This window comes from Acidovorax sp. GW835-FHT14B10 (genome assembly GCF_058793725.1).
Genome location: NZ_JBXAGC010000024.1, coordinates 24,071 through 47,378 on the forward strand (window position 1 = coordinate 24,071; position 23,308 = coordinate 47,378).

General features: G+C 67.0%; 21 protein-coding genes. 12 read left to right on the forward strand and 9 right to left on the reverse strand.

Going from position 1 to position 23,308, the window contains the following annotated elements:
* Nucleotides 1-453 precede the first annotated feature (453 nt).
* Both AC1Q5S_RS16810 and AC1Q5S_RS16815 read left to right on the forward strand, forming a co-directional pair.
* Nucleotides 454-3,384, forward strand: coding sequence for an aconitate hydratase (locus AC1Q5S_RS16810; protein ID WP_492239110.1), 2,931 nt, complete (start codon nt 454-456; stop codon nt 3,382-3,384).
* A gap of 80 nt (nt 3,385-3,464) precedes the next feature.
* Nucleotides 3,465-4,673 carry an FAD-dependent monooxygenase gene (locus AC1Q5S_RS16815; protein WP_422202788.1) on the forward strand — a complete coding sequence of 403 codons (1,209 nt, stop codon included), beginning with the start codon at nt 3,465-3,467 and terminating at the stop codon, nt 4,671-4,673.
* Nucleotides 4,674-4,727: 54 nt separating this feature from the next.
* Here the strand turns inward: AC1Q5S_RS16815 and AC1Q5S_RS16820 are convergent, their stop codons facing one another.
* The 4 genes from AC1Q5S_RS16820 to kynB form a co-directional block, all read right to left on the reverse strand.
* Nucleotides 4,728-5,939 carry an MFS transporter gene (locus tag AC1Q5S_RS16820; protein WP_492239113.1) on the reverse strand — a complete coding sequence of 404 codons (1,212 nt, stop codon included), beginning with the start codon at nt 5,937-5,939 and terminating at the stop codon, nt 4,728-4,730.
* 259 nt (nt 5,940-6,198) lie between these two features.
* Nucleotides 6,199-7,083 (reverse strand): tryptophan 2,3-dioxygenase, encoded by an 885-nt coding sequence (kynA, locus tag AC1Q5S_RS16825; protein ID WP_422203153.1) that lies wholly within the window; start codon nt 7,081-7,083, stop codon nt 6,199-6,201.
* A 14-nt stretch (nt 7,084-7,097) separates the two neighbouring features.
* Nucleotides 7,098-8,408, reverse strand: a complete 1,311-nt coding sequence (kynU, locus tag AC1Q5S_RS16830) for a kynureninase (RefSeq protein WP_422203155.1) — start codon at nt 8,406-8,408, stop codon at nt 7,098-7,100.
* Between the two features lie 88 nt (nt 8,409-8,496).
* Nucleotides 8,497-9,123, reverse strand: a complete 627-nt coding sequence (gene kynB / locus AC1Q5S_RS16835) for an arylformamidase (protein WP_303837822.1) — start codon at nt 9,121-9,123, stop codon at nt 8,497-8,499.
* A 193-nt stretch (nt 9,124-9,316) separates the two neighbouring features.
* Here kynB and AC1Q5S_RS16840 point away from each other — a divergent pair, with 193 nt between their 5' ends.
* From AC1Q5S_RS16840 to AC1Q5S_RS16855, 4 genes are all read left to right on the forward strand, one after another.
* Entirely contained in the window at nt 9,317-9,634 is a 318-nt protein-coding gene (locus AC1Q5S_RS16840; RefSeq protein ID WP_303837820.1) for a FeoA family protein, read from the forward strand.
* Nucleotides 9,631-11,502 (forward strand): ferrous iron transport protein B, encoded by a 1,872-nt coding sequence (feoB, locus tag AC1Q5S_RS16845; protein WP_303837818.1) that lies wholly within the window; start codon nt 9,631-9,633, stop codon nt 11,500-11,502. Before AC1Q5S_RS16840 ends, feoB begins: the two co-directional genes overlap by 4 nt.
* Nucleotides 11,503-11,504: 2 nt before the next feature.
* Nucleotides 11,505-11,741 (forward strand): hypothetical protein, encoded by a 237-nt coding sequence (locus tag AC1Q5S_RS16850; protein ID WP_422203160.1) that lies wholly within the window; start codon nt 11,505-11,507, stop codon nt 11,739-11,741.
* 150 nt (nt 11,742-11,891) lie between these two features.
* Nucleotides 11,892-13,052 carry a sensor domain-containing diguanylate cyclase gene (locus AC1Q5S_RS16855; RefSeq protein WP_303837815.1) on the forward strand — a complete coding sequence of 387 codons (1,161 nt, stop codon included), beginning with the start codon at nt 11,892-11,894 and terminating at the stop codon, nt 13,050-13,052.
* A 21-nt stretch (nt 13,053-13,073) separates the two neighbouring features.
* Here the strand turns inward: AC1Q5S_RS16855 and AC1Q5S_RS16860 are convergent, their stop codons facing one another.
* From AC1Q5S_RS16860 to AC1Q5S_RS16870, 3 genes are all read right to left on the reverse strand, one after another.
* A complete protein-coding gene (locus AC1Q5S_RS16860; protein ID WP_303837813.1) occupies nt 13,074-13,400 on the reverse strand; it encodes a YkgJ family cysteine cluster protein in 327 nt (108 codons plus the stop codon).
* 157 nt (nt 13,401-13,557) lie between these two features.
* Nucleotides 13,558-14,478, reverse strand: a complete 921-nt coding sequence (gene argF, locus AC1Q5S_RS16865; RefSeq protein WP_303837811.1) for an ornithine carbamoyltransferase — start codon at nt 14,476-14,478, stop codon at nt 13,558-13,560.
* Between the two features lie 22 nt (nt 14,479-14,500).
* Nucleotides 14,501-15,697, reverse strand: coding sequence for an aspartate aminotransferase family protein (locus tag AC1Q5S_RS16870; RefSeq protein WP_422203164.1), 1,197 nt, complete (start codon nt 15,695-15,697; stop codon nt 14,501-14,503).
* A 228-nt stretch (nt 15,698-15,925) separates the two neighbouring features.
* Here AC1Q5S_RS16870 and AC1Q5S_RS16875 point away from each other — a divergent pair, with 228 nt between their 5' ends.
* Nucleotides 15,926-16,249 (forward strand): DUF3579 domain-containing protein, encoded by a 324-nt coding sequence (locus tag AC1Q5S_RS16875; protein WP_422203166.1) that lies wholly within the window; start codon nt 15,926-15,928, stop codon nt 16,247-16,249.
* Between the two features lie 198 nt (nt 16,250-16,447).
* Here AC1Q5S_RS16875 and rpsT read toward each other — a convergent pair whose 3' ends face one another.
* Nucleotides 16,448-16,750 carry a 30S ribosomal protein S20 gene (gene rpsT, locus AC1Q5S_RS16880; protein WP_015015385.1) on the reverse strand — a complete coding sequence of 101 codons (303 nt, stop codon included), beginning with the start codon at nt 16,748-16,750 and terminating at the stop codon, nt 16,448-16,450.
* 199 nt (nt 16,751-16,949) lie between these two features.
* Here rpsT and murJ point away from each other — a divergent pair, with 199 nt between their 5' ends.
* On the forward strand, nt 16,950-18,515 hold the full coding sequence (murJ, locus tag AC1Q5S_RS16885) for a murein biosynthesis integral membrane protein MurJ (RefSeq protein WP_303838181.1): 1,566 nt from the start codon (nt 16,950-16,952) through the stop codon (nt 18,513-18,515).
* Nucleotides 18,516-18,603: 88 nt separating this feature from the next.
* On the forward strand, nt 18,604-19,455 hold the full coding sequence (locus AC1Q5S_RS16890) for a SirB1 family protein (RefSeq protein ID WP_422203169.1): 852 nt from the start codon (nt 18,604-18,606) through the stop codon (nt 19,453-19,455).
* 175 nt (nt 19,456-19,630) lie between these two features.
* Here AC1Q5S_RS16890 and AC1Q5S_RS16895 read toward each other — a convergent pair whose 3' ends face one another.
* Nucleotides 19,631-20,029, reverse strand: coding sequence for a universal stress protein (locus tag AC1Q5S_RS16895; RefSeq protein WP_422203171.1), 399 nt, complete (start codon nt 20,027-20,029; stop codon nt 19,631-19,633).
* Nucleotides 20,030-20,483: 454 nt separating this feature from the next.
* On the opposite strand from AC1Q5S_RS16895, the gene AC1Q5S_RS16900 reads away from it, so the two are divergent.
* The 3 genes from AC1Q5S_RS16900 to AC1Q5S_RS16910 all read left to right on the forward strand — a co-directional run bounded on the left by AC1Q5S_RS16900 (nt 20,484) and on the right by AC1Q5S_RS16910 (nt 23,237).
* Nucleotides 20,484-20,873 (forward strand): PA2779 family protein, encoded by a 390-nt coding sequence (locus AC1Q5S_RS16900; protein WP_422203173.1) that lies wholly within the window; start codon nt 20,484-20,486, stop codon nt 20,871-20,873.
* On the forward strand, nt 20,873-21,823 hold the full coding sequence (locus AC1Q5S_RS16905; RefSeq protein ID WP_422203175.1) for a PA2778 family cysteine peptidase: 951 nt from the start codon (nt 20,873-20,875) through the stop codon (nt 21,821-21,823). Before AC1Q5S_RS16900 ends, AC1Q5S_RS16905 begins: the two co-directional genes overlap by 1 nt.
* Before the next feature lie 358 nt (nt 21,824-22,181).
* Nucleotides 22,182-23,237, forward strand: coding sequence for an extracellular catalytic domain type 1 short-chain-length polyhydroxyalkanoate depolymerase (locus tag AC1Q5S_RS16910; protein WP_492239111.1), 1,056 nt, complete (start codon nt 22,182-22,184; stop codon nt 23,235-23,237).
* Nucleotides 23,238-23,308: the final 71 nt, after the last annotated feature.

Genomic DNA, 23,308 nt, shown 5'->3' on the forward strand with positions numbered 1-23,308 from the left:
GTATCGGCCGTTTGAATCGTGGTTCCCTGGATGAATGCCACAGCCGGTTCCTGCGCGGTGGCATCGGTGGGTGCATCCCATACCGTGGGTGTGGAGATGAATCGCTCGCGCCACGGTGTGTTGGAACGCAGTGGGGCATTACCCTCGCCCGCATATATCGTCCGGAACGACAGCTCGGGGTCTGCACAGGTTTGAATGGAATGGGCCTGCAATGGATCGGGCGTTCTATTCAGTGCGCAGTATGCGCATTGCCTACGATACCAAGTGTTACACCCTGCGCGCGATGGCGGCAATGGGGCATTCATGCGGGATGCCCGATACGCTCGGGGGTTGATTCGAAGGCAGCTCCCGCGTGGGTCCATCGGTAACGCGCCCGCTTCCATGACCCCAGGCATTGCGCCGATATACGGCGCTGCCAGAATGGCCTCTTGTTGTCCCTCACAGGAGTTCGCCATGGCATCGTCGTCCAAGCCCGCCCGCCACGCTTTTGCGTCCACGCTGAAGAAGTTCAAGACCGCGTCCGGCAAGTCGGGGCAGTTCTATTCGTTGCCTGCACTGGCCAAGCAGTTTCCGCAGATCAGCCGCTTGCCCGTGTCGATCCGCATCGTGCTCGAATCGGTGCTGCGCAACTGTGATGGCCGCAAGGTGACCGCCGAGCATGTGCAGCAGCTGGCCCATTGGGCGCCGCAGGCTGCGCGCAAGGACGAGATCCCGTTTGTCGTTTCGCGCGTGGTGCTGCAGGACTTCACCGGTGTGCCACTGCTGGCCGACCTGGCCGCCATGCGCAGCGTGGCCGCCAAACTGGGGAAGAACCCCAAGAAGATCGAGCCGCTGGTGCCGGTGGACCTGGTGGTGGACCACTCCATCATGGTCGACCACTACGGCAAGAAGAACTCGCTCGACCTGAACATGAAACTCGAATTCGAGCGCAACCGCGAGCGCTACGAGTTCATGAAATGGGGCATGCAGGCCTTTGACACCTTTGGCGTCGTGCCCCCGGGCTTTGGCATCGTGCACCAGGTCAACCTCGAATACCTGGCGCGTGGCGTGCACCAGCGCAAGGACGGCGTTTTCTACCCCGATACCCTGGTGGGCACCGACAGCCACACCACCATGATCAATGGCATTGGCGTGGTCGGCTGGGGCGTGGGCGGCATCGAGGCCGAGGCCGCCATGCTGGGCCAGCCCGTGTACTTTCTCACGCCCGACGTGGTGGGCATGGAGCTGACCGGCCAGCTGCGCGAAGGTGTCACCGCCACCGACCTGGTGCTTACCGTCACCGAGCTGCTGCGCCAGCACAAGGTGGTGGGCAAGTTCGTCGAATTCTTTGGCGAAGGCACGCGCACCCTGGCGCTGCCCGACCGCGCCACGATCGGCAACATGGCGCCCGAATATGGCGCCACCATGGGTTTCTTCCCGGTGGATGAGCGGACGATGGAGTATTTCAAGGGCACGGGCCGCACCAAGGGCGAGATCGAAGCCTTCGAGGCCTACTTCAAGGCCCAGGGCCTGTTTGGCGTGCCGCTGGCGGGCGAGGTGGATTATTCGCAGGTCGTCAAGCTCGACCTCGGCAGCGTCACCCCCAGCCTGGCCGGCCCCAAGCGCCCGCAGGACCGCATCGAGCTGGGCAAGGTGGCGGGCCAGTTCGCCGACCTGTTCAGCAAGTCCAATGCCGAAAACGGTTTCAACCAGTCGGCCGAGCGCCTGTTGCAGCGCCACCGGGTTGGCTGTGGTGAAGGGGGCCCGGCCGAGGATGCGCCAGCGCCGCAGCCTGGCGCCGCGCGCTCGGTGGTGGAAATGGTGAGCAACCGCCCGACGCTGGCCACGGCGCAACATGCCAGCCAAGCCAGCACCGTGTGCGACCTGCCCGGCGATGGCGACCAGGCCCTCAGGATCGGCAACGGCGATGTGCTGATTGCCGCCATCACCAGCTGCACCAACACCAGCAACCCCAGCGTGCTGCTGGCCGCCGGCCTGCTGGCCAAGAAGGCGGTGGAGGCGGGGCTCAAAGTGCAACCGCACATCAAGACATCGCTGGCGCCCGGCTCGCGCATCGTCACCGAATACCTGAGCGAAACCGGCTTGCTGCCTTACCTGGAAAAGCTCGGCTTTGCGCTGGCGGGCTACGGCTGCACCACCTGCATCGGCAACGCCGGCGACCTCACGCCCGAGCTCAACGAGGCCATCACCCGCAACGACCTGGTGTGCGCCGCCGTGTTGTCGGGCAACCGCAACTTCGAGGCGCGCATCCATCCCAACCTCAAGGCCAACTTCCTGGCCAGCCCGCCGCTGGTGGTGGCCTACGCCATTGCCGGCACGGTGCTCAAGGACCTGATGACCGAGCCGGTCGGCCAGGGCAAGGGCGGCAAGGACATCTACCTGGGCGACATCTGGCCGAGCAGCGACGAAATCCACCAGCTTATGAAGTTCGCCATGAAGGGCAAGGCCTTCCGCGATAACTACGCCAAGGTGGCCAGCGACCCGGGCAAGCTGTGGGGCAAGATCAAGGGCGTGACCGGCAACACCTACGTGTGGCCCGCCAGCACCTACATCGCCGAGCCACCGTTCTTTGCCGATTTTGCTCTGGAATCTGTAGCAGCCAGAGAAAACGGTGAAAGCGCCGCAGGCCAAAAAGGCTCGGAATCCGTACAGGGTGCCCGCATCATGGCGCTGTTTGGCGACTCCATCACCACCGACCATATCTCACCCGCCGGTTCCATCAAGGAGAGTTCGCCCGCCGGCCAGTGGCTGCTGCAGCATGGTGTGCAAAAAGCCGACTTCAACAGCTACGGCGCGCGCCGCGGCAACCACGACGTGATGATGCGTGGCACCTTTGCCAACGTGCGCATCAAGAACCTGATGATTGCGCCCACCGCCGACGGCTCGCGCGAAGAAGGTGGCGTGACGGTGTTCCAGAACGAGGGGGCATTGCAGGGCCGGAAGATGTTCATTTTCGATGCGGCCATGCAGTACATGGCGCAGAAGACGCCCACGGTGGTGTTTGCCGGCGAGGAATACGGCACCGGCTCCAGCCGCGACTGGGCCGCCAAGGGCACGCAGCTGCTGGGCATCAAGGCGGTGGTGGCGCGCAGCTTCGAGCGCATCCACCGCTCCAACCTGGTGGGCATGGGCGTGCTGCCGCTGCAGTTCAAGGGCGCCGATTCGTGGCAGTCGCTGGGCCTCACGGGCCGCGAGGTGATCGATGTGCTGCCCGATGCCGCACTCACGCCGCAAAGCGATGCCACGCTGGTCATCCACCGCGAGGGCGGGGCGCGCCAGGAAGTGGTGGTCACCCTGCGCATCGACACACCGATCGAAGTGGACTACTACCGCGCGGGCGGCATTCTGCCGTTCGTGCTGCGCCAGCTGCTCACGGGCGCGTGACCGGTCCGCTGAACGCGCACGCGCGGCCAATTCCAGGCCACTCCAGGCAGATCACCGGTCGTGCGCGGCACAATGCGGTCATGAGAAAACAGGTGTTGATCGCGGGAGGCGGCATTGGCGGTTTGGCAGCGGCCCTGGGGGCTTCGCGCGCCGGGTGGGAGGCGCGGCTGTATGAACGTGCTGCCGCATTCAGCGAGGTGGGCGCCGGCGTGCAGCTGGGGCCCAATGTGGTGCGCCGCCTGCAGGCCTGGGGCCTGCAGCGCCCCTTGCAGGATGTGGCGGCCTTTCCCGGGCGGCTGCAGGTGCGCAGCGCGCTCACGGGCCAGGAACTGGCTGCACTGCCCTTGGGCAGTACGGCGGTGGAGCGCTACGGCGCGGCCTACGCCACCATCCACCGCGCCGACCTGCATGGCCTGCTGCTGGCGGCCGTCGAAAAATACACCGACACGCAACTTCATCTGGACCAGGCCATCGACCGCTTCACCGATGCCGATGGCGTGGTGACGGTGCGCACCAGCCGGGGCAAGGACGTGGAGGGGGATGCGCTGGTGGGGGCAGACGGCCTGTGGAGCCGCACCCGCGCGCAGCTGCTGGGCGAACAGCGCCCGCGCGTATCGGGCCACCTGGCCTACCGGGCGCTGGTGCCGCAGCACGCGCTGCCCAAGGGGCTGCGCACCCGCCAGGTGACCGCCTGGCTGGGGCCGCGCCTGCATGTGGTGCAGTACCCCGTGCGCCGGGGCGAATTGCAGAACCTGGTGGTCATCGTGCAGGGCCCCGCGCCGCAGGACCTGGAAAACTGGGACCACGCGGCCAATAGCGCCGATCTCGAAGCCGCCCTGCAGGGCACCTGCACCGCGCTGCAGCAGGCGGTGCGCGGCGTGGTCGATGCCGGCGGTGGCTGGCGCCTGTGGCCGCTGTGCGACCGCCCCCCTGTGCGCGAACCCGCCGAGATGGCCCGGGGCGTGGTGGCCTTGCTGGGCGACGCCGCCCATCCGATGCGCCCCTACCTGGCGCAGGGCGCCGGCATGGCCATCGAGGATGCGGCGGAGCTGCAGCGCGCGCTGTCCATGCACGACCTGGATGTACCCCTGCGCCTGACCCGCTATGCGCTCAACCGCTGGCAGCGCAACGCGCGCGTGCAGGCCCGCTCCACGCGCAACGGCCGCATTTTCCACGCCACGGGCCCCGTGCGCTGGGCGCGCGATGTGTCGCTACGCCTGCTGGGCGAGCGGTTGCTGGACGTGCCCTGGCTTTACCGGGGCGACGGTTCCAGCGCCAGTTCGCTATAGATCGCTCTATAAAAAATAGCTGCTGGCACTTTATCCAGAGCGCTGGCGTGCCTTTCAGGCAGATTCTTTGCCAGGCCCACCGGCTGGCTGCAGCAGCGGGGATAGCGGCAGCCAGCGAAACGCGACCGAGCCGAGCGCCAGCAGGGTGGCAATCGCGCCCATCACCGCACTGTAGGGCTCCCGCCCCTGGCCCTGCGCCCAGTCTGCGACCCAGCCGGTGAGCCACTGCACCAGGCCCACGCCCAGGAACATGGCCATGGTGAACACCGACAGTGCGCGCCCCGTCAGATCGGGCGGGTAGGACGAGCGCACATCCGAATACTGCAGCACCGAGTACCCCGACAGCACCGCAATGCACATCACCAGCACCAGGTTCAGCGTGGCGTGGTGCACCAGCCCCAGGCCCAGGTAGAGCGCCGCCACCAGCAGCGAAAAGTTGGCGATCCAGGCTCGCCGGCGCGCCGGGCCGGGGTCGAGGCGGCCAAAAAAGGCCGGGGAGAACAGCGAAACCAGCGACATGGCCACGGCCATGTTGCCGCTCTCGACCAGCGTGAACGCATAGCGGTCGATCAGCATCGGCGCTATCCACAGGCCGCGCAGCGCCAGAAACGAGGCGTAGGCCACCATGCCCAGCAGCAGGATGCCCAGCGTGTGCGGCAGCATGAACAGCGCGCCAAAGCGGCGCACGGCCGTGCCCCAGCGCTCGCGCGCGGGCGCCGGGCCGGCCACGGCCGGCTCGTGCACGCAGCGCCAGATCAGCAGCCAGGCCAGCGCCGACAGCACGGCCAGCAGCGCGAAGCCGCTGCGCCAGCCCGAGCGCTGCACCAGCCAGGCCAGCGGTGTGCCGGTGAGCAGCAGGCCCAGCCCGCCCACACCCATGCCCACGCCCGACAGGAAGGCAAAACGCGACGCCGGAAAATGCCGCGCAATGAACACCGTGCAGGCCAGAAAGGCCGGCGCGCAGCCCACGCCAATCAGCAGCTGGCCCCACATCAGCCAGCCATAACCGGGCGCCCAGGCCGACAGGGCGGCCCCGGCAATGGCCAGCGGAAAGGCGCTGAGCACCGTGCGGCGCAGGCCGTACAGGTCCATGCCGATGCCCATGAAAAATTGCGTCACGCCAAACGACAGGCCAAACAGCCCCGCAAACGCCCCCAGCGATGCTGGCGAGAGCGCAAAGTCGGCCTGCAGCCCCGTGGCCATGATGGCGGTGACGGTGCGGTAGGCCTGGCTCAGCGCAAAGGCCGACAGCAGGGCCAGCAGCATGAACCACAGCGTGGCCCGCGCAGGCGGCGCAGCTGCCTCTGGCGGGGAGGGGGGCAAGGGCGGGGGGTGGGGCGGGGCGGCGTCGGGATGGGGCACGGGCGGTGAAGCGGGAGTGGTGGGGGCAAGGTGGGTGTTGCCAGGAACATGCAGCCTACCAGCTGGCGCGTGCGGGCGCTGTCGCCATTGCTGCGGTGGTGCTTCGCATTGGGTAGCTGCCAGCGCTTGCCGCACAAGCGCTGGAGCCATTTTTGCCTGAAATTTACAGATCGGTGCGCAGCTTCCAGATTTCGGGAAACAGCACCACGTCCAGCATCTTGCGCAGGTAGCTCACGCCGCCCGTGCCCCCGGTGCCGCGCTTGAAACCGATGATGCGCTCCACCGTCGTCACATGGCGAAAGCGCCAGAGGCGAAACGCATCTTCGAGGTCGGTCAGTTCCTCCCCCAGCTGGTACAGGTCCCAGTGCTGCGCCGGGTGGCGGTACACGGTGAGCCAGGCATGTTCCACCGCATCGCTTTCGGCATAGGGCAGGGTCCAGTCGCGGTCGGTGTGGCTGGCGGGCACGGGCAGGCCGCGCCGGGCCAGCAGGCGCAGGGCTTCGTCGTACAGCGATGGCGCCTGGTAGGCCGCTTGCACCTGCGCGAGCAGGTCGGGGCGGTGGGCGTGGGGCTGCAGCATGGCGCGGTTCTTGTTGCCCAGGGCGAATTCGATGCAGCGGTACTGGTAGCTCTGGAACCCGCTGGAGCTGCCCAGGTAGGGGCGCATGGCGCTGTATTCGGACGGCGTCATGGTGGCCAGCACGTCCCAGGCGTGCACCAGCTGCTCCAGGATCTTGCTCACGCGCGCCAGCATCTTGAACGCGGGCTGCAGCTCGTCGCGCGCGATATGGCCGATGGCGGCGCGCAGCTCGTGCAGCATGAGCTTCATCCACAGCTCGCTGGTCTGGTGCTGCACGATGAACAGCATCTCGTCGTGCGCGGGCGACAGCGGCTTCTGTGCGCTGAGCACGGCATCGAGCTGCAGGTAGTCGCCATAGCTCATGCGCTGGCTGAAGTCGAGCTGGGCGTGCTCGGCGTGGACGATGGATTCGGGCAGGGCGGATGCCGGGGCGCCGGTGCTGTCGGGTGTTGGCGAAAACGGGCACATGGCGGGTTTCCTTCTCAGGTCACGGCGTGTTGCTGGTTGAACTCGGGGCGCTGCCACTCGGCGGCCTCCAGCACCTGGCGCAGGTGCTCCACGGCATTCCACACGTCTTCAAAGCCGATGTACAGCGGTGTGAAGCCAAAGCGCAGGATGTCCTTGTGCGGGCCCTGGCCGCCGTCACCCTTGCGGAAGTCGCCGATCACGACGCGCGCGATCAGCGCCTGCACGATGGCATAGGCGCCGCTGCCCTGGCCGTTGATGCCTGCGCCTTCGTCCCGGGTCAAGCAGACTTGCGAGCCGCGCTGTGCATGGTTGCGCGGCGTGGCCAAGCCCAGGCCGTGGCCCGCGCAGCGCTCCTGAGCGAGCTGGATGAACAGATCGGTGAGCGCCAGCGACTTGCTGCGCAGCGCGGCCATGCCGCCCAGCGCCTCGGCGGCGGTGAACACGTCGAGCCCGCACTGCAGGGCCGACAGGCTGATGATGGGCTGCGTGCCGCACAGGTAGCGCGTGATGCCGGGCGCGGGCTGGTAGTCGGGCGTGAAGGCAAACGGCGCGGCGTGGCCCCACCAGCCGGACAGCGGTTGCCAGCAACGGCTGGCATGGCGCGGGTGCACCCACACGAACGCGGGCGCGCCGGGGCCGCCGTTCAGGTATTTGTAGCCGCAGCCCATCGAGAAATCGGCGCCTGCTCCGTTCAGATCGACGGGTACCGCGCCCGCGCTGTGCGCCAAGTCCCACACGCACAGGATGCCTTGGGCATGCGCTGCGGCGGTGATGGCGGCCATGTCGTGCATGGCGCCGGTGCGGTAGTTCACATGCGTGAGCATGAGCACGGCCACGTCGCGGGTGAGGGCGGCGGCCATGTCTTCGGGCTCCACCAGCACGAGTTCGAGGCCGCGCTCCTGGCACAGGCCTTCGGCAATGTAGAGGTCGGTGGGGAAGTTGCTGCGCTCGCTCACGATGCGGCGGCGGGTGGGGCTGTCTTCGCGGGCAATGTTCAGCGCCGCGCTCAGCACCTTGTAGAGGTTGATCGAGGTGCTGTCGGTGCACACCACTTCCTCCGGGCCCGCGCCGATCAGCGGGGCCAGCTGGTTGCCCAGGCGCTGGGGCAGGTCGAACCAGCGCGCGGTGTTCCAGGACTGGATGAGGTCCATGCCCCATTCGCGCGTGACCACATCGGCCACGCGGGCGGCGGTGGCCTTCGGCGCCACGCCCAGCGAATTGCCGTCGAGGTAGATCACGCCGGGCGGCAGGCTGAAGTGCGCGCGCAGGGGCGCGAGCGGGTCTTGCGCATCGAGGGCGCGGCAGTCCTGGAGGGTGAGGGTCATGGCGGTTCAGGTCGGTTGCTTCTGTTTTGCTGGCTGCTAGCGCTGATGAGATAAGCGTCAGAGCCAAAAAAGGCTTGAGTTCAGTGCATCACAGCGCACGCAGCACGGCGCGCACGGGCGAGGCGTCGGCGGTGGTCAGCTTGAGCGGCAGGGCGATCAGCTCGTAGTCGCCCTCGGGCACGTCGTCGAGCACCAGGTTTTCCAGCACGCGCAGACCCCGGCGGCGGATGACCTGGTGGCTGTCGAGTGTCTTGCTGTCGGCCGGGTCGATGCTGGCGGTGTCGATGCCCACCAGCAGCACGCCCCGGTCGGCCAGGCGCGCTATGGTGTCGGGGGCGTAGGCGGTGAGCTGGCCGTCCCATTGCACGGGGGCCTGGACGTAAGTGCGCACCAGCACGCGTGGAGGCAAGTTGGCGTCCACCGCATGGGCAATGTGTTCCCAGGTGATCAGCGCGCCGCAATCGATGGCGTGGACCACGCGGCAGGGGCCCAGAAAAGGCGCCAGCGGCAGTTCACCCACCGCTGCGCCCTGCGCGTCGTAATGCAGCGGCGCATCGGCGTGCGCGCCCACATGGGGCGACATCGTGATGGCGCTCACGTTCACCGGGCAGCCGGGCGCGATCGTGGCGGACCACTGTTGCTGGTAGGGCGTGTCACCGGGAAATACCGGCGCGCCGGGGTGGATCGCGGGGGAAATGTCCCAGAGCTTTTGCATGGGCGACAAGGTAGCGCGCTGGCAAATTCGTGGTGTCGCTTTATGGCAACGCCTGGGCAAAAAGCCGACCCGGCGAAGCAGCCCAGCGGATTTGCGCCGCATCAAGAGAGCGTGGGTTGTCCCGGTGCCGCTGCATTTTGTTGCGACACGCGATAGAATGAGAATTGTTTTCATTTGAAATCTGGTGAAGCCATTGACCGATCTGTCCCGCAGCGATGCATCCGTTCCGTCCCGTGAACACTCTCTAGGCTTGGCCGATCTGCCGCTGCGGGTGGACGCCTGGGTGAGTGCGTTGCACATGGATGCCGCGCCGCAGGATGGTGATGTGCTGCTGCGGCTGCTCGAAATCGGTTTCTTGCCGGGCGAACCCGTGCGCGTAGTGGCGCGGGCCTTTCCGGCGGGCGATCCGCTGGCCGTGCGCGTGGGGCGCACCACCTTTGCCCTGCGCCGGCGCGAGGCGGCGCTGGTACGCGTCAGCACCACGGCACCCGTCGGTGAGGTGACGGCATGAATGCGCAGACCACCCCCCTGAGCCTGGCGCTGCTGGGCCATCCCAACAGCGGCAAGACGGCGCTGTTCAACCTGCTCACCGGCAGCCGCCAGAAGGTGGCCAACTATGCGGGGGTGACGGTCGAGCGCAAGGAGGGCCAGCTCGTCACCCCGTCGGGCCAGCGCGTGCGCGTGCTCGATCTGCCCGGCGCCTACAGCCTCAATGCACTGAGCGCGGACGAAGCCGTCACGCGCGACGTGGTCACCGGCCAGCGCGCCGGCGAGGCCGCGCCCGGCCTGCTGGTGTGCGTGGTCGATGCCACCAACCTGCGGCTGGGTCTGCGCATGGTGCTGGAGACGCAGGCCATGGGCATCCCCATGGTGCTGGCGCTCAACATGAGCGATGCCGCCCGCCGCGCGGGCATCACCATCGACCGTGCCGTGCTGGAGCACGAACTGGGCATGCCCGTGGTGGAAACCGTGGGCATCCGCAAGGGCGGCGCGGCCGAGCTGCTGCAGTGGCTCGATGGCTGGCGTGCCCAGGGCGCGTTGCAGGCCCGTCCCTGGCAGCCCCAGGGTGTGGAGCAGGTGCTGCGCACGCAGCAGGAGGCGCGCCGCATCCTGCGGCTGGCGGTGCGCGAGCCCGAGGGCCTGGCGCAGGTGGACGACACCCTGGACCGCGTGGTGCTGCACCCGCTGTGGGGCACGCTGCTGCTGGCCTGCACCATGTTCCTGATGTTCCAGGCGGTGTTCAGCTGGGCGGCTGCGCCCATGGACGCCATCACCGGCACGGTCGATGCGCTGGGCCAGTGGCTGCAGGCACGCCTGCCCGAGGGCGTGCTGCGCAGCCTGCTGGTCGATGGCATCGTGGCGGGGGTGGGCGGCGTGCTGGTGTTCCTGCCGCAGATCCTGATCCTGTTCTTCTTCATCCTGGCGCTGGAAGACTCCGGCTACCTGCCGCGCGCGGCCTTTCTGCTCGACCGGCTCATGGGCACGGTGGGGCTGTCGGGGCGCTCGTTCATCCCGCTGTTGTCGAGCTTTGCCTGCGCCATCCCCGGCATCATGGCCACGCGCACCATCACGCACTGGCGCGAGCGGCTGGTCACCATCATGATTGCGCCGCTCATGACCTGCTCGGCACGCCTGCCGGTGTATGCCTTGCTGATCGCCGCCTTCATCCCTGAGCGCACCGTGGCGGGCTGGTTCAACCTGCAGGGGCTGGTGATGTTCGCGCTCTACCTGGGCGGCATCCTCGGCGCCATGGCCGTGGCCGCCGTGCTCAAGCTCTGGCGCGGCAAGGTGCGGCCCACCCCGCTGCTGATGGAGCTGCCGCCCTACCGCGTGCCCAGCGCGCGCAACCTGGCGCTGGGCTTGTATGAGCGTGCCGCCATCTTCCTCCAGCGCGTGGGCGGCATCATCCTGGCGCTCACGGTGCTGCTGTGGTTCCTGTCCACCTTCCCCGCGCCCCCAGAGGGCGCCACGGGGCCCGCCATCGAGTACAGCCTGGCCGGGCAGCTGGGCCGGATGCTGGAACATGTGTTTGCGCCGCTGGGCTTCAACTGGCAGATCTCCATTGCCCTGGTGCCCGGCATGGCCGCCCGCGAGGTGGTGGTGGGCGCGCTGGGCACCGTGTATGCGCTGTCCGCTTCGGGTGACGATGTGGCGGCGCAACTGGGGCCGCTGATTGCGCAGCAATGGTCGCTGGCCACGGCGCTGTCGCTGCTGGTGTGGTTCGTGTTTGCGCCGCAGTGCCTCTCCACCCTGGCCACGGTGCGGCGCGAGACGGATTCCTGGGGCCTGGCGCTGCTGATGGCCACCTACCTGTTTGCGCTGGCCTATGCGGCCAGCTGGATGACCTACCGGCTGGCGCTGGCGTGGGGAGGGGGTTGACCATGTGGCAAGAGATTGCGGTGGGCGCCATCGTGGCGCTGGCAGGGGGCTATGCGGCTTGGTACTGGATGCCCGCTGCGCTGCGCAGGCGTCTGGACGCTTTGCGGCCGGGCCTGGGCAAGGCGCCGTCCTGCGGAGCCTGTAGCGATTGCGGGGGCTGCGCCACGCCAGCGCGCGCCACCGGTGCGCAGGCACCGGAGCCGGAGAGCCAGGCGGTGTGGATGCATCCCAAGCGGTGACGGGAGAGGTGCGGACCGATGGTCCCGTATCTGCCGGTTTTGTTACAGTGCGAAACATTCCCTGCCCGCGATCGTGATGCGATGACAGATGGTGCGGTTCTTCCTGCACCCGTTCTCGGGAGATTTTTTTCCGCTGCCGTCACCCACTTCATGATCACCATCCCTGCCGTGCCCGCCCACTGGGTGGTTCGAATGAACCACCGCAATCGCAGCGCGTCCTGGCTGATCTTTGCGGTCGTCCTTGCCGCCCATTTTCTGGAGTATGGTCATGGCGCGTGGACATGGTGGCTCATGGCGCTGCAGTTTCTGGTCTATCCGCATGTGGTGTATCTGCGGGCCCGCCATGCCGAGGATCCGCTGGCGGCGGAAATCCAGAACCTGTTGCTCGACAATTTCTGTTTTGGCCTCTGGGCCGCAGCGCTCGGGTTTCCGCTCTGGATCGCCTACACCCTGGTCATTTGCGGCGGCATCAACCTGACCGCGTTCCGGGCGCTCAAGGGCCTGCTGCAGGCCTTGGCTGCCGTGGCGGCCGGTGCGGCGCTGATGGTGGCCGTGGCCGGTTGGCGCTTTACCCCCGATACCTCGCTGCGCGTCAGCGCCATGAGCATGCTGTGCCTGTCGATTTACCTGGTCTTGTTTGCCCGCGACGCCCATACCCGCACCGTCGCGCTCAGCGCCACGCGGGCCCGGCTGCGCAAAAGCGAAGCCGCGCTGCAAAGCCAGTTGCAGGCCGTTCAGTCCTTGCAGGAGCAGCTCACCGAGCAGGCCCATCGCGACCCCCTGACCGGCCTGCACAACCGCCGCTACCTGAACACGGCCCTGCCGCGCGAAATCGACGCTTGCGCGCGCGAAGGCGCCACGCTGGCGCTGTTGCTCCTCGATCTCGATCACTTCAAGCAGATCAACGACCGCCATGGCCATGCTGCCGGGGATGATGTCCTGTGCCAGGTCGCGGCCCTGCTGCTGCAGTCCATGCGACCGAGTGACAGCTGTTGCCGCTATGGCGGGGAAGAGTTCTTGCTGCTGCTGCCCGGCATGGGCCTGCAAACTGCCGTGGAGCGCGCACAGGCCCTGCGCCAGCAGGTGGCCGAGCGGCGCTGGCTGGCCGATGGCCAATCGGTGCAGGTCACGCTGTCGATCGGAGTGGCATGCGCGCAAGACGCAGGCATGAAGCCGGCGGCGCTGATCGATCTGGCAGATCGGGCGCTCTACCAGGCCAAGGCCGACGGGCGCAACCGGGTGTGCGCAGCGCCGGCTGCACCGCAGGCACAGGCCGATGGTGTTGCCACGGCCGTGACGCCAGCCGCGTAGCGCCGGGGGCTTGCGGGACCGTCAGGCCCAAGGTGTTTCGACGGGATAGGGCGGCAGCCCCTGGCGCATGCGCGCCCGGTCGCAGGCTGCGCTGCCTGCTGCAAACTCGCGGCAAGGCGAGGGGCGCCATTCGTAGATGCCGCAGGCCGCCCGCGTGCCCACCTGGCCGGTGAGTGCGGCGCAGCGTGGCGGGCTGTGGTCGGTGCCGCGCATGCGGCTGGTTGCGCCCGTTACCTGCACTGCCAGACCATCGGGCACATCACCGCCCAACTCCTGCGTTTCATGCACCGAAAAATCCACACGAAAGCTCGCGCAGCAGGCACCGCAGGTGAGGCAGGGGTGGGTCATGCAACCCGACCGAGCAGAAGGTACTCCATGAGTGCCTTCTGGAGGTGCATGCGATTTTGGCTGCGGCACGCGACCTTCGGCCGCTTCACATCCGCGTTGCGGATATGAGCCTGCGCCGAAACAGGCTGCTGGCGCTGGCGCGCCACCGTATTGCATGTCATGCAATACGACCGAGCAGAAGGTACTCCATGAGTGCCTTCTGCACGTGCATCCTGTTTTCTGCCTCGTCCCAGACGACGGATTGCGGCCCGTCGATCACGTCGGCCTCGACTTCTTCGCCGCGGTGCGCGGGCAGGCAGTGCATGAACAGGGCGTCGGGCCTGGCGGCGGCCATCATCTCGGCATCCACGCACCAGTCGGCAAAGGCTTTTTTGCGTTCTTCGTTCTCGGCTTCGTAGCCCATGCTGGTCCACACGTCGGTGGTGACCAGGTCGGCGCCCCGGCAGGCTTCGAGCGGGTTGCTGAAAAACTGATAGCTGCTGGCGCTTATTCCACCTGCGCCAGCGGCCAATTTCTCATCAACCTCATAGCCACGGGGGGTGCTCACATGCACCTTGAAGCCCAGCAGCGCGGCGGCCTGCAGCCAGGTGTTGGCCATGTTGTTGCCGTCGCCCACCCAGGCCACGGTCTTGCCCTGGATGGAGCCGCGGTGCTCGATGAAGGTGAAGAGGTCCGCCAGGATCTGGCAGGGGTGGTACTCGTTGGTCAGGCCGTTGATGACGGGCACACGCGAGTCGGCCGCAAAGCGCTCGATTTTTGTCTGCTCGAAGGTGCGGATCATCACCAGGTCCACCATGCGGCTGATGACCTTGGCACTGTCTTCTATCGGCTCGGCGCGGCCAAGCTGGCTGTCGCCCGTGGTCAGGTGCACCACGGAGCCGCCCAGCTGGTACATGCCGGCCTCGAAGCTCACGCGCGTGCGCGTGCTGGCCTTCTCGAAGATCATGGCCAGCGTGCGGTCGGCCAGCGGGTGGTGCTTTTCGTAGGCCTTGAACTTCTTCTTGATGAGCGCGGCGCGCTCGAACAGGTAGGTGTATTCGTCGGCGCTGAGGTCGTTGAACTGCAGGTAATGTTTCATGGCGCTCTCGTTGCGGGCTGGCTCATTGCGCCAGCAGTGCTTTGACCAGGGGGGTGAGTTTGGCGACGATCTCGTCGGCCTCGGCGATGGTGAGGATCAGTGGCGGCACCAGGCGGATCACGCTGTCGGCCGTGACGCTGATCAGCAGGCCGGCCTCGGCCGCCTGGCCCACCAGAACGCCGCAGGGTTGGGCCAGTTCCACGCCCAGCATCAGGCCCTGGCCGCGCACTTCTTTCACGCCGGGCAGGCTGCCCAGCGCGTGTTGCAGCGCAGTCTTGAGGTGCAGCCCCACCGTGGTGGCGTTGTGCAGCAGGCCGTCTTCTTCCATGATGCGGATGGTCTCATTGCCCGCACGCATGGCCAGCGGGTTGCCGCCAAACGTGGTGCCATGGTTGCCGGGCTGCAGCACGTTGGCGGCCTTGGGGCCTGCCACCACGGCGCCGATCGGCACGCCCGAGCCCAGGCCCTTGGCCAGAGGCATCACGTCGGGCACGATGCCGGCCCACTGGTGGGCAAACCACTTGCCGGTGCGGCCCATGCCGCACTGCACCTCGTCGATCATCATCAGCCAGTCGCGCTCGTCGCACAGCTTGCGCAATTGCTGCAGGTATTCAATGCGCATGGGGTTGATGCCGCCTTCGCCCTGGATGGTCTCGAAGAACACGGCCACCACGTTGGGGTTGCCTTCAGTGGCTTGCTTGATGGCGTCGATGTCGTTCACGGGCACGCGCACAAAACCTTCGGCCAGCGGGCCAAAGCCGCTGTAGATCTTGGGGTTGCCGGTGGCCGACATGGTGGCGATCGAGCGGCCATGAAAGGCTTTTTCATACACCACGATCTCGGGCTTGGCGATGCCTTTGTCCACGCCGTATTTGCGCGCAATCTTGATGGCGGCCTCGTTGGCCTCCAGCCCCGAATTGCAGAAGAACACGTTGGTCATGCCCGAGCGCTCCACCAGCCTGGTGGCCAGTTGCTCCTGGCCGGGCACATGGTAGTAGTTGGACGAGTGGATGATCTTGCCGATCTGGTCCTGCAGCGCGGGCACCAGCTTGGCATGGTTGTGGCCCAGCGTGTTCACAGCGATGCCGCCGAGGGCATCGAGGTACTCCTTGCCGTTCACGTCCCACACGCGGCAGCCTTGCCCGTGCGACAGCGCAATCGGCACGCGGCCATAGGTGTTCATCACGTGGGGCGAGGTGGCCTCAATGAAAGCGGTCATGCAGTGGACTCCAGGCGACAGGGTGAAGGGCCGGCCGTGGCGGCCGCACCCGAAAAAGCGAAGCACGATTCTAGGGCGAGCGCATGCCCCCGAAGATGACGATTGCGCATCACTGCAATGCCTTGGTGGATGGGGAGGCGGTTCAGCTCTTATATAAGAGTTAGAATACCCGGCGCGGTGCAGCACGCAGTGATCCTGCGCTATCCGCCCTCCACCACTCAGACCCCGATGGTTTCCCCCTCCTCCAAAGAAGTCTTCATCCAGGGCATCACCCACGAAGGAAAAACCTTTCGTCCCAGCGACTGGGCCGAGCGGCTGGCCGGGGTGATGAGCGGCTTTCGCCCGGGGGGCGCCAAGCCCGGCAGCCACCTGAGCTACTCGCCCTGGTGCATTCCCACCACGCTCAATGGGGTGAAATGCGTGGTGGTGAACAGCGACCTGCGCGACCACGAGCCCATGGCCTGGGATTTCGTCATCAATTTCGCCCGTGACAACAATCTGCAGGTGGCCGAGGCCTGCCTGCTGCCCGACCCGCTCGTGCCCGGGCCCTGAAACCGGCAATGTTTGCAACGCGGCCCCAGAATCTCGGGGCCGTTTTGTTGTGCCCCGCCTTTCTCGTCGCAAGAAGCAGGTTCGAAAACGAAAAAACCGCCCGAAGGCGGTTTTGTTCGTTGCTGGCAGCGCACCCGTTACAAACGGCGAACGGTATGACCCGTCCGGGCTGTTTGCCTGCCGAAGCAGGCGGTGGATTTAAGCGGCTGCGGGTGCCAGGGCTTTCACCTTGGCAGACAGACGGCTCTTGTCGCGAGCTGCCTTGTTCTTGTGGAAGATGCCCTTGTCGGCCACGGTGTCCACCACGGCTTGCATTTTGGCGAAAAGTTCGGTCGCCTTGGTCTTGTCGCCAGCCAGAACCGCCTTTTCGACGTTCTTGACAGCGGTGCGGTATTTGGAGCGCAGCGAGGTGTTCGCGGCGTTGATCTTGACGTCCTGACGGACGCGCTTGCGGCCCGACGCCAGGCGCGGGTTCTTCTTCTTGGGTTTAGCGGATGCCATGGTTTAGTTCCTTGAGTCTGAGGATGATGCCAGCAAAGCCCGCGATTATAGCCCAGAGCGGTTTTCGTCACCACTGCGTCACCCCAGCCCGGCGCTGCGCCATCGCCAGCGCACCCGTGGAACTGGCGTTGCCAGGCGGCGGGGAGCGTCCCCCTCGGGGGAAGACGCGAAGCGGCGCAGGGCGAATACACTCCCTGCGGTGTCATTGTTCAAAGCCGCCTCCACTGTCTCCCTGCTGACCCTGGCCTCCCGTGTGACGGGCCTGGTGCGCGACCTCCTGATGGCCTCGATGTTTGGCGCCAACGCGCTGACCGATGCCTTCAACGTTGCCTTCCGCATTCCCAACCTGTTCCGGCGCCTTTTTGCCGAGGGCGCCTTCAGCCAGGCGTTCGTGCCGGTGCTGGCCGCCTCCAAGGCCCAGCATGGCGAGGCCGCCACGCGCGTGCTGATTGCCAGCGTGGCGACGGCGCTGGCCTGGGTGCTGTTGCTCACCTGCGTGCTGGGTGTGCTGGGGGCCCCGCTGCTGGTGTGGCTGCTGGCCAGCGGCCTGCGCCAGAGCCCGGCCAGCTTCGATGCCGCCGTGCTGATGACGCGCTGGATGTTCCCCTACATCGGCTTCATGTCGATGGTGGCGCTGTCGGCGGGTGTGCTCAACACCTGGAAGCGCTTTGCCGTGCCGGCCGCCACGCCGGTGCTGCTGAACCTGTGCATGATCGCTGCCGCCTGGCTGGGCGCGCCGCAACTGGCAGCACGGGGGATCGAGCCCATCTACGCCATGGCCGGCGGTGTGATGCTGGGCGGCATGCTGCAACTGGCGGTGCAGGTGCCCGTGCTGTACCGCCTGGGCCTGCTGCCGCGCATCGGGGTGACCTGGGGCGCCGTGCGCGCCGCCTGGGCCGAGCCCGGCGTGCGCCGCATCCTCACCCTCATGGCGCCGGCGCTGCTGGGGGTGGGGGTGGCGCAGGTGTCGCTCATGGTCAACACCCAGATCGCCTCGTATCTGGCGCCGGGCAGCGTCACGTGGCTGTTTTACGCCGATCGGCTGATGGAGTTTCCCACCGCCTTGCTCGGCGTGGCGCTGGGGGTGGTGCTCACGCCCCAGCTGGCTGCTGCCAAGGCCGCTGGCGACGCACTGCGCTATTCGGCCATGCTCGACTGGGGCCTGCGCATCGTGGTGCTGCTGGCCGTGCCCTGTGCCGTGGCGCTGCTGACCTTTGCCACGCCCCTGGTGGCCACGCTGTTCCACCACGGCGCGCTGCTGGACAGCGACGTGGGGAACATCGCCATCGCCCTGGCCGGCTACGGGGCTGGCCTGCTGGGGCTGGTGGCCATCAAGGTGCTGGCACCAGGCTATTACGCCAGCCAGGACATCCGCACGCCCGTGAAGATCGCCGTGGCGGTGCTGGTCATCACGCAGCTGCTCAATGTGGCCCTGGTGCCGTTCATGGCCCATGCGGGGCTGGCGCTGTCGATCGGGCTGGGCGCACTGGTCAATGCGCTGTGGCTGCTGGTAGGCCTGCTGCGCCGCGGCAGTTACCAGCCGCAGCCTGGATGGACACGCTTTGCCTTGCAGGTGGTGGCTGCCAGCACCTTGCTGGCGGTGCTGCTGGTGTGGGCCGCGCAGTATTTTCCGTGGGTGCAGATGCGCGCGCACAGCGGCCAGCGTGCGGGTTTGCTGGCCCTGGTGCTGAGCGCGTCGGTGGCGCTGTATTTTGGCGCGCTGTGGGCCGCCGGACTCCAGCTGCGGCAGATGCTGCGGCGCTGATGCCGCTGCGCCGCGAGCGTCGACATGATCCTGCAATCCGCGCCTGGTGTGGCTTGACGCCACAGGGCGCCCACCGTACAACGCTTCCATGTCCCTGAGCTATTCCGTCCCCACTGCGCTGGAGTACTTTGCCGCGCTGGTGCAAAGCGACGAGCATTTCCCGCTGCTCGAAGCCGCCGCCAGTCTGGCGCAGGACGAATACATCGACCTGGATGTGCAGCAGCTGCTGGGCGACGTGGACCAGCTGGCGGCGCGCCTGCAGCGCCGCATGCCGGCCGATGCGTCCGCTCTGCAGCGCTTGCGCATGCTCAACCAGTTTTTCTTTGCCGACCTGGGTTTTGCCGGCAACGTCAACAATTACTACGACCCCGAAAACAGCTATCTCAACGCCGTGCTGCGCACGCGCCGCGGCATCCCGATATCGCTGGCCGTGCTGTGGATGGAACTGGCCCAGGGCCTGGGCCTGCACGCGCGGGGCATCGCCTTTCCGGGGCATTTCATGATCAAGGTGCTGCTGCCCAAGGGGCAGGTGGTGATGGACCCCGTATCGGGGCAGTCGCTCAGCCGGGAAGAGCTGTCCGAGCGGCTGGAGCCCTACAAGCGCCAGAGCGGCCTGGTGGACGACTACGACGTGCCGCTGGGTCTGTACCTGCAGGCGGCCACGCCGCGCGACATCATTGCGCGCATGCTGCGCAACCTCAAGGAAGTACACCGCACGCAGGAAGACTGGCAGCGCCTCATCGCCGTACAGGACCGCCTGATCGTGCTGCTGCCCCAGACCTGGAGTGAATGGCGTGACCGGGGCCTGGCGCATGCCGAGCGCGGCAACACGGCGCAGGCCGTGGCGGATCTGCAGACCTATCTGGCGCATGCCGAAGACGCGCTGGATGTGGATGCCATCGCCGAGCGCATCAGCACCCTGCGCAGCGCGGGCCGCTGATATGGATGGGCCTTCCACCGTATGACGTGGTGGGTTCGCCTTGCCGTGCCACAGCACTGCCTGTGGCTTCCCGCCTGGCTCTCCGGCTGAATACAGATCTGCGTGAATGGGTGTCTGAAATGAAAAAAGCGCTTGCCAGGCAAGCGCTTTTTGCTCTTGCTTGACTGGCGAATTGTCAGGCGCCCGCAGCCTTGACGCAAAGGACGGGGCAGGACACCGTCATCAGCAGTTCCTGGGCCACGCTGCCCAGAATCAGCTTGCCCACGGCGGTGCGCCTGCGCAGGCCGATCACCAGCACGGAGATGTCACGCGACTCCACCAGGTCGTTGATCTCGTCCACGGCGCTCTTGCCGCGCACAAACTGCTTGAACTCGGCGGTGATGCCTTGCGCGGCCAGCAATTCTTCCACCTGCTCCACCTCGAAGCCGGCGGCCAGCGAAGTGTCTTCCTGCTGGCCACCGGGGCCGGCGTTCACCACCACCAGGGGTTCCTGCCGGCGCTTGGCGATTTCGATGCCCTTGTCCAGTGCGGCCCGGCCCTCGGGGCGGGGTACGTATGCGACGAGGATGGTCATGTCTTGTATCTCCTTGGTATTGTCGGAATGGCGGCTCGCCCAAGGCTTGGGCTGGCCGTGCGTGACCGGGGCAGTCTGCGCTCGCAAATGGTAACGCCTGGCGCAGGAGGGTGGGGCGGTGTTGTTCCGGTGCTCAACGCGACCGGCTGCCGCACTCCGGCGGTATTCCGGGGGGCCGAACTGGTGCCAGATCTGGCGCACCGGCGTATCTGAACGGCGCAATGGCGCGATCGCGGGCTGGCCCATGCCGGGCAGAGAGGGTTCTCGGCGGCATTGCGCGGCGCGTAGCCGATGTGCGTGGCCGCGCGCGCCGAAGAAATGTGACGATCTGATGGTTGGCGTGTTGGCTTGTAAGTCGCGTTGACGGTGCTTCAGGGCATCCGGTAGATTCGCCGCCAGGGTGTTGCGCCATCACGGTGCAATGCTTTACAAAATATACCGATTGGAGTTTTCGATGTCTGCATTCAAACGTGTGGTTGTTTCCTGCCTGGTGGCCGGGCTGACGCTGGCGGGCCTGCCGCTCACAGCCCAGGCGGGCATCGTGGGCACCGACCAGGTACTGGCAACTTCTGCATCGAGTACCGACCGTGATCGGGTCAGCATTTTCCTGGCCCGTGACGATGTGCGCAACGCCCTGCAGGGTCAGGGGGTGGATGCCAATGCCGCCATCGCGCGCGTGCAGGCCATGTCCGACGCGGAAGTGGCCCAGCTGGCCTCCCGCGTGGACCAGGCGCCGGCCGGCGGTGATATCTTGGGGGTGGTATTCACGGTCTTCATCGTCCTGCTGGTCACGGACATCCTGGGGCTGACCAAGGTATTTCCGTTCACCCGCTCGGTTCGCTGATGAGCCCTCGCCGCGCTGGCTGGAGGACCCCCGCTGCGGCGGGGGTTCTTCTTTGCGCCCTGCTGCTGTCAGGATGTGCATCGCCGCAACTCACTGCCCTGGACCAGCGCTGGCCGCAGGCCTTGCCGCCCACAGCGTTGCTGGAGCATGTGCCGTTCTTTGCGCAGGATGACCACCTGTGTGGCCCCGCCTCGCTGGCCATGGTGGCGCAGGCGGCAGGCATCCCGGTGACGCCGGGCGAACTCACCGAGCAGGTCTATGTGCCGGGACGTCAGGGGGCGCTGCAGCTGGAAATGCTGGCAGCCACACGCCGGCAGGGGCTGGTGGCCTATCCCCTGGCGCCGCGCCTGCAGGATCTGCTGCAGGAAGTGGCGGGCGGGCAGCCGGTGCTGATCCTGCAAAACCTGTCGCTGCCGATATCACCCCTGTGGCATTACGCGGTGGTGATTGGTTACGACCGCGCGCGCAACGAGGTGGTGCTGCATTCCGGTGTCACCGAGCGCATGGTGATGGCGCTGTCCACCTTCGAGCACACCTGGGCGCGTTCCGGGTACTGGGCGATGCGCGCGGTGGCGCCGGAGCGTTTGCCAGTGACGGCCGAGGCGGATGTCTGGGCAACGGCCGTGGCAGCGCTGGAGCGCGTGAACCCACGCGCCGCCCAGACGGCCTACGCCACGGCGCTGGCACGCTGGCCGGACCATCGGGCCAGCCTGCTGGGGGCAGGCAATGCAGCGTATGCGCAGCGCCAGTTGGCGCGCGCCGGGCAGGCTTATGCGGCGGCCACGCGGGCGCATCCCGACTTTGCCGATGCATGGAATAACCTGGCGCAGGTGCGGCTGGAACAAGGGCAGCGACGTGCGGCCCGTGCTGCCATCGACCGTGCCGTGGCGCTGGGCGGACCACGCCTGGCGCAGTACCAGGAGCTGCAGCAAAAAATCAGGGCACCATAAAGCGTGCTGAAGGCGACCCTCCGGAGCGGGGTCGCCACCATGTGCCGGAACGCATCGCCAGGCAGCGTACCGCGCAGCTTGCGTTTGCTCCCGAACAGGGCGTGCGCTCCGCCGCAGACAAGATTCGATCCCTTCAGGGGATGCCGGACGAAGAGGGAGCCCTAAGTTCCCAAAGCCGTGCAGGGTGGACCTCCGGTGCACCATGGTTGCACTGCAATTTCAGGGAAATTTTGGAAAAATAGAGTGTTCGTGCTTATGGATCAAGCGTTGGTAGCTATTGAATAAGGAGCAAATGACGCGCTGGCCCGTAAGCTGTTATCTTGAACAGGGTAGTTCCAGATGAATGGCCACCGCATCCATGTCCCGCCGCTCACCCCTGTTTCCCCTGTCTGTTCTGGCGCGCGCGTACCGGCGCAACCTCAAGGCCTTTGCGCGCGCCACCCAACCCGTGCGCACCAAGGCGGCGGCCGTGCCGCGCGCGCGGTCCCCAGCCGTACCCGTCCTCCGCACGCCGCACAAGCCGCTGCCCGCCAGCGGGGAATGGATTGCCGGTGTTGCCCCCGGCCCTGCGGGTGCGCGGCGGTTTCACCTGTATGTGCCGCCGGGGCTGGCGCTGCGTCGGGGCGAAAAGCGGCCCCTTCTGGTGATGCTGCATGGCTGCGGCCAGACCGGGCGCGAACTGGCGGCCAGTTCGCGCATGAACCGCCTGGCGGTGCGCCATCGCTTTCTGGTGCTCTATCCCGAGCAGGAGCGCCTGGCCAATGCCCATGGCTGCTGGAACTGGTTTGACCGCCGAAGCGGCAAGGCCGATGCCGAGGCGGCCACGCTGCTGGCCGCGATCGACCGGGTGGCGCGGCGCCACCCGGTGGACACCGCCCGCGTGGGCGTGGCAGGGCTGTCGGCCGGCGCCAGCATGGCCGCGCTGCTGGCGGCGCGCTACCCCGGCCGGTTCTGTGCCGTGGCCATGCATTCGGGTGTGGCACCCGGTTCGGCCGATTCCGCCGCCACCGCCATGGCGGCCATGCGTGGGCGGCGCGCGGCGCATCTGCCCGGTCCTTCACCGGCGCTGGCCGCTCAAGGACCGGTGCTTGCGCCGCTGCCCCCGCTGCTGATCCTGCATGGTGATGGCGACAGCGTGGTCTCGGTGCGCAACGCGGTGGCCACGGCCGAGCTGTGGGCCGCGGCATTGGGCGCGCGCGCCGGCACGGTGCGCACCCTGCAGCGCGGCAAACGCCATGCGATGCGAGTGACCGAGTACAAGGCACGCGGCCGCGCACAGGTCACACTGCGCGAAATCGTCGGCCTGGGCCACGCCTGGAGCGGAGGCTCGTCCGGCATGCCCTACAGCGATCCGGCGGGGCCCGATGCGTCGGCACTGGTGTGGGCGTTTGTCGCACGGCAGTTCAAGCAATGAAGTGAAATAGCCGTTGCCCCTTGTCTTGAGGGCAGAAAGCTCTTGTGATCGAAGCGTCTGAGTGACCCCGC